At 52.7% G+C, this 15,070-nt stretch carries 15 protein-coding genes; 8 read left to right on the top strand and 7 right to left on the bottom strand.

The window, feature by feature from the left end; translation table 11 throughout:
- Positions 1-54: 54 nt before the first annotated feature.
- Positions 55-729, bottom strand: a complete 675-nt coding sequence (locus PRIO_RS13430; protein WP_020434034.1) for an NAD(P)H-dependent oxidoreductase — start codon at positions 727-729, stop codon at positions 55-57.
- 142 nt (positions 730-871) lie between these two features.
- Here PRIO_RS13430 and PRIO_RS13425 point away from each other — a divergent pair, with 142 nt between their 5' ends.
- A complete protein-coding gene (locus PRIO_RS13425; RefSeq protein ID WP_046502897.1) occupies positions 872-1,255 on the top strand; it encodes a winged helix-turn-helix transcriptional regulator in 384 nt (127 codons plus the stop codon).
- Between the two features lie 28 nt (positions 1,256-1,283).
- On the opposite strand, the gene PRIO_RS13420 is transcribed toward PRIO_RS13425, so the two are convergent.
- Positions 1,284-1,658 (bottom strand): YkvA family protein, encoded by a 375-nt coding sequence (locus PRIO_RS13420; protein ID WP_020434032.1) that lies wholly within the window; start codon positions 1,656-1,658, stop codon positions 1,284-1,286.
- 136 nt (positions 1,659-1,794) lie between these two features.
- Here PRIO_RS13420 and PRIO_RS13415 point away from each other — a divergent pair, with 136 nt between their 5' ends.
- A complete protein-coding gene (locus tag PRIO_RS13415; protein ID WP_046502895.1) occupies positions 1,795-2,883 on the top strand; it encodes a low temperature requirement protein A in 1,089 nt (362 codons plus the stop codon).
- A 104-nt stretch (positions 2,884-2,987) separates the two neighbouring features.
- On the opposite strand, the gene PRIO_RS13410 is transcribed toward PRIO_RS13415, so the two are convergent.
- Positions 2,988-3,959 (bottom strand): acetylxylan esterase, encoded by a 972-nt coding sequence (locus PRIO_RS13410; protein ID WP_020434030.1) that lies wholly within the window; start codon positions 3,957-3,959, stop codon positions 2,988-2,990.
- A 102-nt stretch (positions 3,960-4,061) separates the two neighbouring features.
- Between PRIO_RS13410 and PRIO_RS13405 the strand changes: the two genes are divergently transcribed.
- Complete coding sequence (locus PRIO_RS13405; RefSeq protein WP_020434029.1) at positions 4,062-4,907, top strand: sugar phosphate isomerase/epimerase family protein; 846 nt, start codon at positions 4,062-4,064, stop codon at positions 4,905-4,907.
- On the opposite strand, the gene PRIO_RS13400 is transcribed toward PRIO_RS13405, so the two are convergent.
- On the bottom strand, positions 4,898-5,404 hold the full coding sequence (locus PRIO_RS13400) for a DinB family protein (protein WP_020434028.1): 507 nt from the start codon (positions 5,402-5,404) through the stop codon (positions 4,898-4,900). The two genes, PRIO_RS13405 and PRIO_RS13400, sit on opposite strands and share 10 nt — an antisense overlap.
- Positions 5,405-5,543: 139 nt before the next feature.
- Here PRIO_RS13400 and PRIO_RS13395 point away from each other — a divergent pair, with 139 nt between their 5' ends.
- Together PRIO_RS13395 and PRIO_RS13390 are read left to right on the top strand one after the other, a co-directional pair.
- Positions 5,544-6,650, top strand: coding sequence for a glycosyltransferase family 4 protein (locus PRIO_RS13395; RefSeq protein ID WP_063850476.1), 1,107 nt, complete (start codon positions 5,544-5,546; stop codon positions 6,648-6,650).
- Positions 6,651-6,796: 146 nt separating this feature from the next.
- On the top strand, positions 6,797-7,564 hold the full coding sequence (locus tag PRIO_RS13390; protein ID WP_020434026.1) for an SGNH/GDSL hydrolase family protein: 768 nt from the start codon (positions 6,797-6,799) through the stop codon (positions 7,562-7,564).
- An 817-nt stretch (positions 7,565-8,381) separates the two neighbouring features.
- Here PRIO_RS13390 and PRIO_RS13385 read toward each other — a convergent pair.
- The gene (locus PRIO_RS13385; protein ID WP_020434025.1) at positions 8,382-9,494 is read right to left on the bottom strand and encodes a glycosyltransferase; all 1,113 of its coding nucleotides are present in this window, start codon (positions 9,492-9,494) and stop codon (positions 8,382-8,384) included.
- A 191-nt stretch (positions 9,495-9,685) separates the two neighbouring features.
- On the opposite strand from PRIO_RS13385, the gene PRIO_RS13380 reads away from it, so the two are divergent.
- From PRIO_RS13380 to thiD, 3 genes are all read left to right on the top strand, one after another.
- Complete coding sequence (locus PRIO_RS13380) at positions 9,686-10,222, top strand: RNA polymerase sigma factor (RefSeq protein WP_020434024.1); 537 nt, start codon at positions 9,686-9,688, stop codon at positions 10,220-10,222.
- Positions 10,219-11,658 carry a DUF4850 domain-containing protein gene (locus tag PRIO_RS13375; protein ID WP_020434023.1) on the top strand — a complete coding sequence of 480 codons (1,440 nt, stop codon included), beginning with the start codon at positions 10,219-10,221 and terminating at the stop codon, positions 11,656-11,658. Before PRIO_RS13380 ends, PRIO_RS13375 begins: the two co-directional genes overlap by 4 nt.
- Before the next feature lie 133 nt (positions 11,659-11,791).
- A complete protein-coding gene (gene thiD / locus PRIO_RS13370) occupies positions 11,792-12,604 on the top strand; it encodes a bifunctional hydroxymethylpyrimidine kinase/phosphomethylpyrimidine kinase (protein WP_020434022.1) in 813 nt (270 codons plus the stop codon).
- 185 nt (positions 12,605-12,789) lie between these two features.
- Here the strand turns inward: thiD and PRIO_RS13365 are convergent, their stop codons facing one another.
- Positions 12,790-13,764, bottom strand: a complete 975-nt coding sequence (locus PRIO_RS13365) for a hypothetical protein (RefSeq protein WP_020434021.1) — start codon at positions 13,762-13,764, stop codon at positions 12,790-12,792.
- Between the two features lie 157 nt (positions 13,765-13,921).
- Positions 13,922-14,968, bottom strand: a complete 1,047-nt coding sequence (locus PRIO_RS13360) for an aromatic ring-hydroxylating oxygenase subunit alpha (protein WP_046502890.1) — start codon at positions 14,966-14,968, stop codon at positions 13,922-13,924.
- Positions 14,969-15,070: the final 102 nt, after the last annotated feature.

Raw genomic sequence — 15,070 nt, 5'->3', positions numbered from 1 at the left:
GGCAGGCACAATGTATTATGTGACCACCGGCAGAGCAGTTTTTGTTGCCTTACCTTATACCCACTGAACGACCTGCTCTGCGCTGCGCCGGGTTTTACCGCGCGGCTCATTCAGGCGGTAGCCAAAAGCCACCATGCAGGCGATTCCGAAATGCTCCGGATCCATAATGCCCTCAGCTGCCAGAATCTCTTCGATTTTCGGCTTGTCGAAGCCTTCAATCGGGCAGGAATCAATGCCGATCTGGGCGGCGGCCGTCATCATATTGCCAAGGGCCAGATAAGTCTGGCGGGCGCCCCACTCGAACAGGGCACGGTCATTGCCTGTCAATCCGAAATCGGTTGTCAGGAAGGTGTTATACATCTTGCGTTTTCCTTCAGCAACTTCCGGAGGCAGGTTCTGCACATCCTTCATGATTCCCTGGATATAATCTGATCCGGCAGCCAGATCTTTGGGCAGTCTGGAGAGAATCAGCACGAAGTGGCTGGCGGTCGGAAGCTGCTTCTGGGCGCCCCAGGCAAACTGGCGCAGCTTCTCCCGGATCTCCGGATTCTGTACCACCACAAACTTCCAAGGCTCGAAGCCGAATGAGCTGGGTGAGAGTCTTCCGGTTTCCAGGATGAACTGAAAGTCTTCTCCGCTGATCTTCCGGCTGCTGTCGAATTCTTTCGTAGCATGTCTGAATTCATAGGCCGCGATAATTTCCTTTTTGGCTGCTGCATTAAATTCCATAGTCACTCTCCCTTTCGGTTCACTCCGTTTCATTGACGGAGTGAAGTTTATGCGTTTATATTAATGTATATATAATTATTTTTGAAGTACGCACATTAATGTAATGTAGTATACAAAATGATACTGAAGGAGTGACGTTATTATGCGCGACCGTAAAGGCGGCTTCGGTAATTCTCCGGGCTGCGACCAGGCAGCCTGCCCTGTGGAGTTCACCCTTGATGTGATCGGCGGCAAGTGGAAAGGCGTGCTGCTGTACCACATGATGGAGGAAAAGAAACGGTTCAGCGAATTCCGCCGGATCTGTCCCGGAATCACCCAGCGGATGCTGACCCTGCAGCTCCGGGAGCTGGAAGAGGATGGTGTTGTTCACCGCGAGGTCTATCAGCAGGTTCCGCCGAAGGTCGAATACTCCCTGACCGAGTTCGGCCGGACCCTCATCCCCATCATCCGGCTGATGAGGGATTGGGGCGTAGAATACCAGACCAAACAGCATTCCGTAGAAAGCTCTCCGGTAGAGACTCTATGAAGGTGCAGCCAAGCTTATATCGAATGCTTTATTCCTTCTCAAAAAATTCCTCTGACTTCTGCCGGTGCTCCTCCGTTACCTGGCCGGCAATCGCCCTTACACCTGCGGCAATAATTGCTGCGTCATCGGTGAGGCCCAGGCCGATCAGCGCATCTGGGATCGCGTCAATGGGGGAAATGAAATAAGCCAATGCCCCGAAGGCAATGCCTTTGGCCCACAAAGGGGTTTTGGCATCTATGGCGCAGTAATACATCGCCACAGCATCTTTGGTAAACGGGATTTTTCCGGCAAACTTCCGGGTTTTGCTCCAAAAGCTCTTTTTTACCAGCTGCTCGTTCTTCTCGCTGTATTTGAAATTCTCCACGGCGATTTCCGCCGGCAGCTGATCCCTGTCCTTCTCCATCTGCGTTTCCTCCTCTAATGCCCGGATTGTCTTGCGCTCATCGGTAGAGTGCCTTTATTATAACATATAACCGAGACCGCTCCGGGTAAACAGCCCCTGCAGAACTGCATTCATCCGAACAACAAAGGAGCGTTATATGACTGTAAAAAAAGTAACCTGGCTGGAGCTCTTCTATGATCTGCTGTATGTTGCCGCCGTATCCAAAGCCAGCCATGTGCTGCTGCATGTAGAGGACGAAACCCTTTCGCTTGAAACGCTGGGCAAATTCGTGCTGATTTTTATCCCGATCTGGTGGGCTTGGGTGGGCCAGACGCTGTTTGTCAACCGGTATGGGCAGGACATTGTCTCTCACCGGATTTTTCTGATTATTCAATTGTTTTTTGTGCTGATTATGACGGCAAGCCTGTCCGTGGATTTCGATCAGACCTATTATTCGTTTCTGACAGGCTACCTCGGGCTGCGGGCGATGACTGCGGTACAATATCATTACGTACGTTCCAAGGAAAACGGGCATCTTAGAGCCACCGCTCATTATTTAGGCAGCCGCTTTTGGATCGGACTGGTGATATCCGCCTGTTCCCTGTTCTTTGATTCCTGGGTCCGTTATGCTGTGCTGTACGCCGGAATTGCCGTCGACATCATCCTGCCGCTGGCGGGCCGAAAAATTCTGGTCCGGACACCCGCCAATACTCACCATCTGCTGGAGCGTTTCTCCCTGTTTGCCTTGATTCTCCTGGGGGAGTCCGTTGTGAGCATTCTTGCCGTGCTGCAATCCAGCACCTGGACCCTGCAGTCAGTAGGCTTCGCGGGCCTGACCTTCGTGCTGATTATAGCCATGTGGTGGCAGTATTACGATAATCTGGAGAAAAAGGTGGATAAAAATGTTCATACAGCCGGGCAGACGATCATTTATGGACATCTGTTCATCTTCCTGTCGCTGTGCATGCTGGCCGCTTCTATCCAGCTGCTGTTCCTGAACAAGCTTCATTATGAGCTGATGGTGAATCTGCTTTTCGGCTCCGTGCTGCTCTACTTTGCCTCGACAACACTGGTCTTCCACGTGTACCGGCATAAGCAGCAGCGGCTGGGAATCGTTCATCTGGCGGTGCTTACAGCGGTCCTGGTCTGCTTTTACATTCTGGACATGGCAGTTCACGTGCCGAATGTGCTGATCATGGGTGAAATGGCGCTATTCTTTGCCGTGTATGCCCGGATCACAAGCTAACAAGGATGATCCGCTTTAATCTCAGCCAGCTTAGAATGTTCATCAAAGAAGAGGCGCCCACAGGGGGCGCCTCTTTGTCGATCTCAGGAGACAGCTTTCTTCGTCTAACGTTCCGCCTGACCCAGATGCTTTTGTAAGAACAACACCTTCTGCCGGAGATGATATTCACTAACCTCATGTCCGGAGAAGGGATAGTCCATAATCTGCTTATCCGACTCTATGCGGTTATAAGCGGCATATACGCTTTCCGGCATGCAGACGGTATCCTTCCAGCCGACAGAAATCAGAACCGGGGCCGTAATGCGCGGGGCAAGGTTCACGATATCGAAGTAAGCAAGCGTATCCAGCACCCGCTCCAGATGCTCCGGATAACGCCGCACATAAGCGCCGATTTCGGTCAGGGAGCTGGTTGAATTCAGCACGCCGAAATCCAGCCGGCACAGATTGGGGATGTCTGCGGCCACAGCGGCGATCTTGCTGCTCAGAGCACCAGCCAGCAGAGCAATGCCCCCGCCCTGGCTGCCGCCGGTAATCGCGATACGCGACGGATCCACGCCCTGAAGCTGTGCAGCCGTTTCCACTGCGCGGACGGTGTCCATAGCCACTGCCATATAATAAGAATGTTCCTTCTCCAGCAGTCCCTGCGTAATCCAGCCCTTAGCCACTCCGCTCTCCATGGGCAGCAGATTTCCGGTCTCTCCCAGTTGTCCCCGCACATCCACGGCCAGAACGGAATAGCCGAGCAGCAGCCAGGAAGCGTAACGCTCCGGATATCCCCTGTCCCCGGTATAGCCGGGAAATGTAATGATGCAAGGAAGCGGACCCCCGCCGTTTCCCGCCTGTGCAGGCTGAATATGCCAGGCATGGACCCTTGTTTCATCAAAGCTCTGGAAGCTGACTTTGTCTACCCGCATTCCCGGATATGGCGTCACTTCGGGCACAGAAATAATCTCCAGCGGTTTGCGGGCATACTCTGCAAGGATGCCATCCCAAAATTCGTTGACTACTCCCTGTTCCAGTGTCGGTTCAGGACGGCAGTTCTCGAGTTCCTGCTTGCGGAGCTCTATCGTATTCATTGCATGCTCTCCTATTCTGTCAGCGCTTTATGATTGCAAGTAACTGTAAGCGCTATTAATATAAAGTTAATAATAATACAAATCCCTATTTTCCAAAAGGAGATGTTTACCATCCGTTACGGAACTTTGGCCCACACCGCAGGCTGTCTGCCCCTGAAAGAGCTGACTGCCGCGCTTCAAGATTATGGAATCGATTTCGTCCAGCTGGCCTTGTCCAAAGCTATACAGGATATAGATACCTCGACCGGCAAGCTTAGCCCGGGCCTTGCCAATTATATCGCTGAACAGTTTGACCGCGCGGGAATCCGCATCGGTGTGCTCGGCTGTTACATTAACCCGATTCATCCCGATCCGGCCATCCGCCGGCTGGAGATCGGGCGGTTCAAGGAGCATCTGCGTTATGCCCGGCAGTTCGGCGCACCAATGGTCGCTACGGAGACCGGTGCGCTGACCACTTTTGCCGAATTTGAGCCTTACCGCTATGAGGAGTTGGGCTGGGAAACCCTGCGGGCCACGGTCGAGGAGCTGGCCGAGGAAGCGGAAAAATGGGGAGTCTTCCTCGGGCTGGAAGGCGTAAGCACCCATACGTTGTCCACTCCGGCCAAAGTGCGCCGGATTCTCGACGAAGTCCCCTCCAGCGCAATTGGCGTAGTCTTCGATCCCTGCAACTTGATCGGAGATAACGTCCAGAACCAGGATGAGATTGTGGACGATGCCTTCAGCCTGTTCGGGGACCGGATCATTTTGGCCCACCTGAAGGATATGTATGCCGAGGGAATCCGCATCCGCCATGGCCAGGCTGGCCGGGGATTGTTCCACACTGCGGAGTTCCTGAATAAGCTCCAGGCCTGTAAACCGATGATCGATGTCTCGCTGGAGGATATTCAAGGCCCGGCAATCCGCGAAACGGTGGCGCTGCTGGAACGCCTAAGAGACACTCAGTCGTAATGCTTCCAGTTCAGCAGATGCACATCCTCTTCCTGCATCCATTTTGCGAGATACACAATCTGGCCGGTATGGTAGGCATAATGCTCTGCCGTACCGATCAGTATCTTTTGAATACTCCAGCTGTAACTATCCATTTCTGAATTTTCAGGATAATGCACAGTGACGACCCGTTCCAGATCCTTTTCGGTCAATCCATTGACTACAGCCCGGCTCTCCCGTCTTATTTCCCGCAATAACTCCAGCAGTTCCTCCGGTGTAAAGCCTCCACGGGTCAAAAATTCTGAAGGCCTGTCCCGCTCTGCCGGACGCCCCCCGACCGCGCAGGCCAGATGCTGATATTCGTTGCCGGCCAAATGCAGACACAGATTGCCTATCGCATTCATCCTGGTCCGCGGACGAAACCATATCTGGTCCTCCGTCAGCCCTCCGGCTGCCAGCTCCAGATACCCCAGCGACTGATCAAGTCTTCTCATACATTCGCTAATAATCTCATTCACTTTACTGCCTCCTCTTTGGGGAACCCGTTACAATTTTAAGGCTGCAGTCCCGGCACTCTTCGACATTCGCTGAATAAAATAGTATACATAACCAGTGTTTGCTATTTTCAGCTATATTGTAGAAGGGAAGAGGTCATTCATGAGGTTTACATTTCCCATTCTCACTTTATGCCATGGCGGGGCGCAGCGTATGCTGGTAGAACTCACCAACGGGCTTGCCGCCCGGGGTCATGATGTTGTGATCCTCATGCCATTAGGGGGCGACATTTCCTATGAGGTCCATTCTAGCATACTAACTACAGACCAAACTGTGCTGAGAGAATCTGATTTCCCTGTCAGTGATATTATTGTGTCCAATTTCTATACGACGGTTCCCGTGTCCGAGGCGGCAAGCCAACAGGGAAAAGGTATGCATATCCGCCTGTCACTATGCTATGAGCCGCTCTTCCTGCCGGAGAATGAAGTATCCTTTCCTTCCTATCATATCACTGACAAGCTGCTTGTTTTGTCACAATGGCAGCAGGAATTAATTGCTTTGAGCCATGGAATTACCGGGAGCATTGTGCCGGTCGGCATCAGTACAGGGTTTCGGAACCAGCATATCCGCCACATGCTGCAGGAGCCGCTGAATATCACGGCGATTCTGCGCAAGGAGGAGAACGGCTTTGCCTCGCACCGTGAACAGGGCTATTTGGTGAAACAGCTCGATATCGTCAGGCATAACGCGCCGCAGGTGAACATCAACTTCATCTGCCCGCCGGATGAGTTCTATTCCTCGGAATCCCTGCAGAGGATGAAGGCCGAAGGCAAATACCGGTTTTTCACTCCGAAAAATGATGAAGAGCTCTGTTATCACTATAACGGGGCGGATATCTTTGTCAGCGCCAGTGCCTTCGATGCCGGTTCCCTGCCGGGACTGGAAGCCATGCGCTGCGGGGCAGCGCTAGTGTCTGTATACTCCGGAGGAAATCTCCAGTATGCCCGCCACGAGGAGAATTGCCTGCTCTCCTACCGTTATGAGAACCGGCTGGCCCATGATGTGCTGCGCCTGATTGCTGATCCTGCACTCAGAGCCCGGCTCGCTGAACAAGGTGAAGCCGATTCTTTGGCCTGGACCTGGGATAATAGTGTTAACAGTATGGAGCAGGCTGTCGTGCGGTTCATGCAGAATATCCCCCATAATGAACCAGCCCGGACCCCCTTATTGCGCCGGATAGCCGGATATAGAATAAGCAAAGGCCATTAACCTGAAGCTAAAATGAAGCAGCTGCTGCCCGAATCGCGGATTTCGCAGCTGCTTGTTTGCATAACCAATGACGTTTATACATAGGCAATGCCTTTATGAATGGTTTACACTAAGATTAAGTACAATATAGTTCCGGAGGTGTGGCCATGCATCAGATCGAAAATCATTCGGCGGCTGCAGAGCTTGAATATAAGTATATGGTGAGCGGAGACTCCATTTCGAAGGGTGTCGTCTATGACGAGGCCAGAAGCAAATATGTAATTCTGGAGGACAATTACGTCTCCCTGCTGCAAGGCAAGCTGAAGGGGGCGCTGCGCAACACCGCCAGATTCGGCAATACGCTGCTCAAGGGCTTCGGCAATCTCAAACGGGATGTGCTGAAGGAGAAGCCGGATATGGTGCTGATTGAATACGGGGGGAATGACTGCGATTTCCACTGGGAAGAGATTGTGAATAACCCTGAAGCAGAGCATAATCCCAAAACCGATTTCCCGGCATTCGAAAGCATGCTCCGGGATATGATCGACTTTCTGAGCACCCAAGGGATCATGCCGATTCTGATGAGTCTGCCGCCGCTGAATGCGGACAACTACTTTAAATGGGTGAGCGGAAACAATCCGGCTTCGGAAGCGAACATTATGAAATTCCTCGGCAGTGTCACCAAAATCTACTGGTGGCAGGAACGGTACAATTCCACCATTATCAGGGTCGCCGAGAGCACCAAGACAAAGATTATTGATGTCCGGAGCGCTTTTCTTCAGCAGCCGGATTATACAAAGTTCATCTGCCGTGACGGGATTCACCCCAACCGGGCAGGGCACCGCATTATCTATGACAAGGTGCTGGAGTTCCTCTCCAGCAGCGAACCCCATTTGCTGCTTGACGGCAAGGGACAGGCTCTGCACGGCCGCTGATCCATTGCCGCCGGCCCTGTTCCCTTATTTAATGGAACAGAATTTAATGGAACAGGCAGAACCCGCTGCACATCCGGACGTGCAGCGGGTTCTTTTAATCCAGTCGATTGCTTTCTATTGAGGACAGGAGATCCGTTATTGAGGCGGATCAGCGGGTTCTGCAGATTATCCGGACTGAGAATCCGCTAAACCTCTCCTTACCCATCATTTTGGACTCAAATGAACAATATAAGGGCTTCTGTGTCCGCGAGCGACAGAAATATATTCCTTTTTTGGAACAAAAACGGACATACTCTCCTCTACGGGACAGCGCAGCCGTCTTTATTCTAGCGTTACCTGGAGAACGATTCCCCATGAATCCTACGGCAACTCTTTAAGTGGAATAAGGTTAACTAATTTGCCGGAGTACCCTATCCTCGGGCAGATGAAGTGGAAAAAGGGACACTAATTCAGCCCATTTCGCCATTGGACCAGAAATGTGGCCCAATTAAGTTTACTTTTTCCACTTCAATCTCAGGATTTCTTTATTTCCGGAAAAATAAGTTCCCTTTTTCCAACTAGCACCTGCGAAGAAACCGGTAAGTAATTGCTAGTTGGAATTAGGAATTTTAGACTGGCTCCCCCCTCAAAACTCGGCCTTCTTCACTCCAACAACGGTATTTCCGCCTTTGTTTCCGGGCAAGCTGGCCTTCGGCTTACGGCCGCAGGAATCCCCCACCGCTCCAAAATCAACGGGGGCATGCTGAAGAAGGATCACCCTATTCCTTCGCGAGCTATCCGCAGACGTTTCAGTCCAAAGACATCTCACTTTCCTCACTTACTCTGCCTGCTCTGCTATGGGCTGCAGCGCGACATATTTATCACCGAGCAGGGTTTTGAAATAATTCCGGTTATACAGCATGCTGGGATGGGCCGGATGATAACGCAATGCCGTTTCATTGAACAGGTTAGCCTTCTCGTGCTGTCCAAGACGGTCATAGCATAATGCCAGCTGCAGATTAGGCAGCCAGGTGCTGTAGCTTTCATTGCGTATGCCCATGGAGTCATTCTGCCGGGGCAGCATCACAGCGAGCTCATACCAGTAGACGGCCTGATGCAGCTGATTCTTCTCCAAGTGCCAGGCACCCAGTCTGCAGCAGAATTCCGCCCGCGGCTTATCGATCTTCAGTGTCCGGCAGAGTGCCTGAAAAGCTTCCTCCCTGTTCCCCAACCGTTCCTGGCATTCGGCAAGCCGCAGGCAGGCCTGGTAATTATCCTCGATCCAGCCCTGCCCCCCTTCCAGAAAAAGGGTATAGTACCGGCACGCCTCCTCATGCATCCCGTGGTCCCGCAACTCATTCGCGTAATAGTATTGGTCCCGGGGGGAGAAGGCTTCACCGGCTGCGGCCCGTTTCTGGTAAATCCGCAGATTGCGGTCCGTGTAGGCCTTGTCTTTTTCATGTGTAATGCAGACATCACTGCTGTAGGATGGGCCGTACACCTCCAGATATTCGTGCACCGGTCCTATCCATTTGAAATTGCAGCTGCGGCGGACCAGCCGGTTGCGGCGAAGTGAGGTCACCACATTGCCAGCAGCGTCAAAAGCAAGATTATATGGCATATTCACGCTGTCCACATGTCCCGGAAGACTGGTTTTGAGTCCTCTGAAAAGCTCCTGATCCTTATCCTTCAGGTAATCATCGGCATCCAGCCACAGGATATAGTCCTTGGTCGCCTTGCTGAAGGCAAAGTTCCGGGCCGCCGAGAAATCCTCGATCCACGTAAAATCATAAATCACCGCCCCAAAAGACGCGGCAATTTCTTTGGTCCGGTCTGTCGACCCCGTATCTACGACAACGATCTCATCTGCAATGGATACTGCGGAAGACAGGCAGCGGGGCAGACTGTTCTCTTCGTTGCGGACGATCATGCATAAACTGATTTCGATCATGGCAGCCTCCTAAACATTGTGCTTCTATATGGATATGCAGTTTGCTCCGGTGAGAACCCGCCTCCTACCCACCGCCCTTTCCGCCTGTTCCCATTTCCCTTCTATTTTTTCACACAAAAAAAGAAACCTTTCCAGGAATGCAGAGGTCAATACAGTAGACGAGTATTTGAACGAGGGGGGGGGGGGACCGCATGTCTATCGTAACGAACGAAGCAGCCACCATGACCGCCGGGGCATTACAGACCCTTATGGAGAACTATGGCGATGATGTGTGGAACTATGCCTACTATCTGACCCGCAGCCGAAGCGCTGCCGATGACATCGCCCAGGAGACCTTCATCCGGGCCTACAAATATATGAATACCTTTCGCGGTGAAGCTGCGGTCCGGACCTGGCTGCTGCAGATCACCCGTAACCGCTGGCTCTCCTACAGAAGCAGCAGCTTTATACGGCGGGTAACCCTTCAGGAAAGTGCTGGCGGGAAGTCATTCAGCCCTTCGGCGGAAGAGGTGTACATGCAGCAATCCCTGAGCAGCGAGGTATGGAAAATCGTCCTGCAGTTGCCCCGCAAGCATAGAGAAGTGCTGATGCTGTATGCCCACTATGGCCTCAGTATGGAGGAACTGGCCGGGCTTCTGGACATTTCACTGCCTGCGGCCAAATCGAGACTTCACCGCGCGAGACAGAAAGCAAAAGAAGGTTGGGAAAAGGAGCTGGGAAAATCATGAGCAAAATACCTGAGGAATGGGAAAAACAACTGAAGCAGAAGCCTTTCGACAACACACATTTCACTGCCCAAATGCGGGAGAATGTTGAGAGTCGTCTAGGGGATCCAGGGCCAAAGCCGTTCAAGGGCTGGCGCTACGCCGCTGTGCTGCTGCCGCTTGCGGCAATGATTCTGTGGTTCGGTTTCAACAGCCTGAAGCCCGGCCCTCCCGCCGGATCACCTGCTGCCGCAGTCATGCCGGCTGTTACTCCGCAAGAAAGCGGGAATATCGACGTCATTCCGTCCGGCAACGGTCAAAGCGGCGCCCGCAATGACCATGTAGTCGGGATCGCCAGCAATTATGCTGCCGCCGTCTCCTTCCCTTCTTCAGATGCTGAAGGCGTAGAAATATCGCTCCCGCTGACAGCCATGATTTCGGTTCCTGCTCTGGATGACGGGAACAGTCCGGCGTCCTACACTCCTCCCGCGTTGCCCGGCATGACTTTCAGACTGCCTTCAGCGATGGAAGGCAAACTCCAGGCGGCACTAGTCTTTCAGGCCGACACGGGCAGTGCTTATGTTCTGCTGGCTCCGGCAGGCTGGAAGGCTTCGGCGGTAACCGGAGCCAACGGCTCCTATGGGGTGACGTTTGCAGACCCGGAGAACCCGGAGCAGACTATGGAGTACTCCGATAATGCCTGGGGGTGCACAGGCTGCGCAGTCGGCAGTATCGGAACTTATTTCCCCGGGAAGGCGGGCTGGGCTAATGAGAAGGGGTTCACTGCCGATCCACCGGCATTCCTCCGGCAGGAAACAGCAGGTACCTCAGGCGCAGACGCCCGGACCGTGCGGTATGCGCTAGCAGCGGAAACCCAAGGTTATCAAACGGATGGAGCGGCCTATTATGAGGAAGGGGAATGGGGTTATCTTTTCCGTAAGCTGGAGCTGACCGCCTCTCCCGGTGCTGCGGCGCAGGACGTAACCGACACCATCCTTCGCTTTTTTACAACCTATCACGGTCCGCTTCTACTCCCTGCTGTCCAGAATTCGGACACTGCCGCAGACTATAAGGATTATACAGCAGAATCCCTTTACCTCGCTCTGGAGCAGCGGGGAATGAAATTGAGCCGTGTCCCTGACAACGAAGAGCATTTATTCAAAAAAGAGCTGGCAGGCAAGTGGCCGGATGAGCTGCTGATCGACAAAACCGATACCCCCGCGCGTCCGGACCGGCTGTCTGTCTATACTTACGACAATGCAGAGCAATGCGCCGCTGGCCTGGAAGCGCTGAAGCTTGCGATTAACCGTACAACCAACGATGGGGGTGTCCGGATTTATCCCCATATTTTCCGGGGCGGCAAGTTTCTTGCAGTGTATTGGATGGGCGGCGACAGTGCGGAGCCTTACCGTTATGACAAGGCCATCAAGCTTGCGTTAAGCAGCCTGGACAGCAAATAGACATACCTTACCCGTACAACCTCCTGCCGGAGTGCGGACACCGGGAATGTTTTTTGTTATAATATCGTAGAGTTTAAAAGATTCCACCTGAATCAAGCTTTATCTATTCATATACCAGAAGGGGACGTTCGCTTTGTCAAAAATTATTAAAGCTCTAACCATTGCCGGAAGTGACTCCAGCGGAGGCGCCGGCATCCAGGCCGACCTCAAAACCTTTGAGGAGTATGGCACCTACGGCTTCAGCGCTTTGACCACTATTGTTACGATGGACCCGGATAACGGCTGGCATCACAATGTCTATCCGATTGATGCGGCCATCGTTGCAGAGCAGCTGAAAACCGTGTTCGCAGGGGGTCCTGTCGATGCCATGAAGACCGGCATGCTGGGCAGTGTGGATATCGTTAAGGTGGCAGAAAAAGCGATCAAGGAAAATCTGCAGACCAACGTAGTCATTGATCCGGTTATGGTCTGCAAAGGGGAAGATGAAGTCCTGAATCCGGAGAGCGCAAATGCGATCCGTGATCTGCTGCTGCCTCTCGCCACAGTGGCTACACCCAATCTGTTCGAAGCCGGCGTGTTGTCCGGGCTGGGCAAGCTGACATCCATTGACGAAATGAAAGAAGCTGCACGCCTGATCCATGCTCTCGGCACCCAAAATGTGGTCGTCAAAGGCGGCAAAGCGCTGGGCGGCGATCTGGCCATAGATGTGTTCTTTGACGGCTCTGAATATACCGTGCTGGAAACAGCCAAAATTGAACCGGCCTACAACCACGGAGCAGGCTGCACCTTTGCCGCTGCCATCACAGGCGGTCTGGCCAACGGCTTGTCTGTCCATGATGCAGTGGTAAAAGCCAAGGACTTCGTCTCCGCTGCCATCCGCAGCGGCTACGCGTTTAACCAATATGTCGGCCCTGTCTTCCACGGCGGCTACCGGCTGGAGCGTTAATACCGGGACAAGACATAGCAAGGTGTACACCTGCTGCAGTTGATCCTTCAGCGTACAGCGGCAGATGCTTGAACACAAATAATGGCGGAACTTGAAAGGCATTGTGCCCTTCTGTTCCGCCATTCTTGTTATCCATCTATTGAGGCTGCAAAAACGGGATGCAGGAAGCCTCCTGAAACAAATCTCTACTGGGCTGCGCCCTCCTCGGCGATATGCTTCACAAATTGAATGATTTTCTCCTTCGGTTCATCTCCGCCCAGCACTCCAATTTCAATAGACTTGGTGTTATGGTTGATCGGCAGGGAGGACACAAACTTCGAGTCCGTGATGTCAACAGCGTACAGCTGTTCCTCAGTGCTCTCTCCCACCTTTCCCCACTTCAGGCGGGGATCGTCTTTGGAAATCTTGCCATCCGCCAGAATGGGCTCCAGATTCTGAAACCCATCCTGCTTGCCGATCCATTCAAGCGTAGCTTCATCAAGGATCAGAATATCCGGCGTGTTTGCTGCCAGCTCGACTACGGCTTTTTGCAAATAATTCATATCCAGGGTATCCGGGCCCTCGCCTGTCTTGGGAAGATAGACCATGCTGCTGTCCACCCGCTTCCATTCCGGGTACTGCTCGATAATCGCCTGGTTCAGCGCATCCATTTTGCCGTCTTCGTCCTTCACGCCGAAATTGCCTATGAACATAATCTTCGCATCAACCGGCGGCAGGGTGGCCAGATACTTTTTATGCTGCCAGTTGTTATATAGCGCGTTTCCGGCAAAGATAAGCACGATTACCGCGATAATGGAAATGATGACATGGGTCTTATAGAGCCGCATAAAGCGTTCCCATTTACGTGCTCCGCCCGCAAGACTGCCGTATTTGGCCAGCCGCTGGTCTTCAGCCTCTTGAATTTCCTGCTGGTCTCTCGCATCGAGAATCAACTTGATGGCCTGAAACTCCTCTTCATAGGCGGCAATTTCCGCTTCAGTGGTTAAGGAGCGCCGCCGTCTTAGCAGCAGATCGAACCTTTTGTTCAATTCCTCTCTGGTTACGGTTTCAGGAACCCCCAACCTTTCATAAGCCTGCTTCAATTTCTCGTCCACAATCAAGTCTCCTTTGGGTTGATGCCGGTCCTGCATTGCGCCGCCGCCGGTACAGTCTGGAATCATTGTGTATTCATTCTACCATCTACATTTCTATTTTATCAGACATGGGCCTACATTCTCCAGTGGACGGTAGAAAACACAAAAACCCTTCCCGCACGCTGCTCCGGAGAACAGATACAGGAAGGGAATGTGGATACCAAGCGATAGAATGCTCCACTATTTATGACGTATAAGACCGGCCCAGGCCCAGTTCAGTCAGCAGCTGGCGGTAAGCGATGGATGTGCGGTCAGCCGGGATATGCGCTTCGGCCTGCAGATCAAGCGGCAGATCCTCCGGCGTCTGCGCCTCCACCATATCCGCGTCTTCTGCAAAGACCTGCAGATTGAACTTAATCGTATCCTCGACCGGCGCACTCTTGTCGAAGTTTCTGGTAATCGGACAGAACAACCGCGTATAGCGTGCGGATACCGGGGAAGCACAGTTTAGAATGTTGAGCCTGCCTTCGTCCGGGAAATACACGGTAAGGGAAGCCGCAAATGGCGGGAACACGCGGAATTCACGCAGCCACATGAAGCCCTCCGGTGCCGGGTTCTCTTGGCCTTTTCCATAGTTGCTTACTGTACTCCAGTATTCAGCGACCAGCTCATTGCCCTCGCGTCTGACCTTGTACTGTGGAACCTCTGTATTGTTCCGGTCACCAAAGGTAGCTGTATGCACATAAGCGAAATGGGAGACGTCGAGGAACCCCTCCATCTGGCGGCCGGACGAACCGGCAATATCGAAGCCCGGCGGCAAAATATTGATATAGTCCGGGTCTTCCCAGCCCGGGAAATCCGGAATCTGCTCCGCCGCAGAACCCAGACAGGTCCAGATCAGGCCATAGCGCTCCACCGCCGGATAGACGATCAGCTTCAGCTTGGGTGAGATTTTGGAGCTGGGATGGGCCGGTACAGCGGTACATTTACCTTCACAGTTGTAACGGAAGCCATGATACGGACAGACAATATCTCCGTTCTCCACCCAGCCTTTGCTCAGCGGCGCTCCCCGGTGGAAGCAAAGATCACGGGCGATCACCACCTTGCCTTCACTGCGGTAGCACACCAGCTTCATATCCAGCAGCTTCACCGCCAGCGGTTTGTCCTGTACTTCGTCGGCAATTGCCACCGGATACCAGTATTCAGCCAGTACCCGCCAGTCCTCAGGGGAGAACGTGCAATCACGGGGAAGTTCGATTTCTTGCACCGGTTTCTTCTTTTCCTCTATCATGATCGTTTCACCTCTCCACTCACGCTAAACTTCATAAAGATAATTTATTTATATGTTAGATTATATAACTTATTGTGTGTATTTTAATCTTTTTTCGTTAAA

It is taken from the genome of Paenibacillus riograndensis SBR5, from assembly GCF_000981585.1.
Classification (GTDB): Bacteria; Bacillota; Bacilli; order Paenibacillales; family Paenibacillaceae; genus Paenibacillus_AQ; species Paenibacillus_AQ riograndensis.
This window is presented reverse-complemented; position numbering and strand designations above follow the sequence as displayed.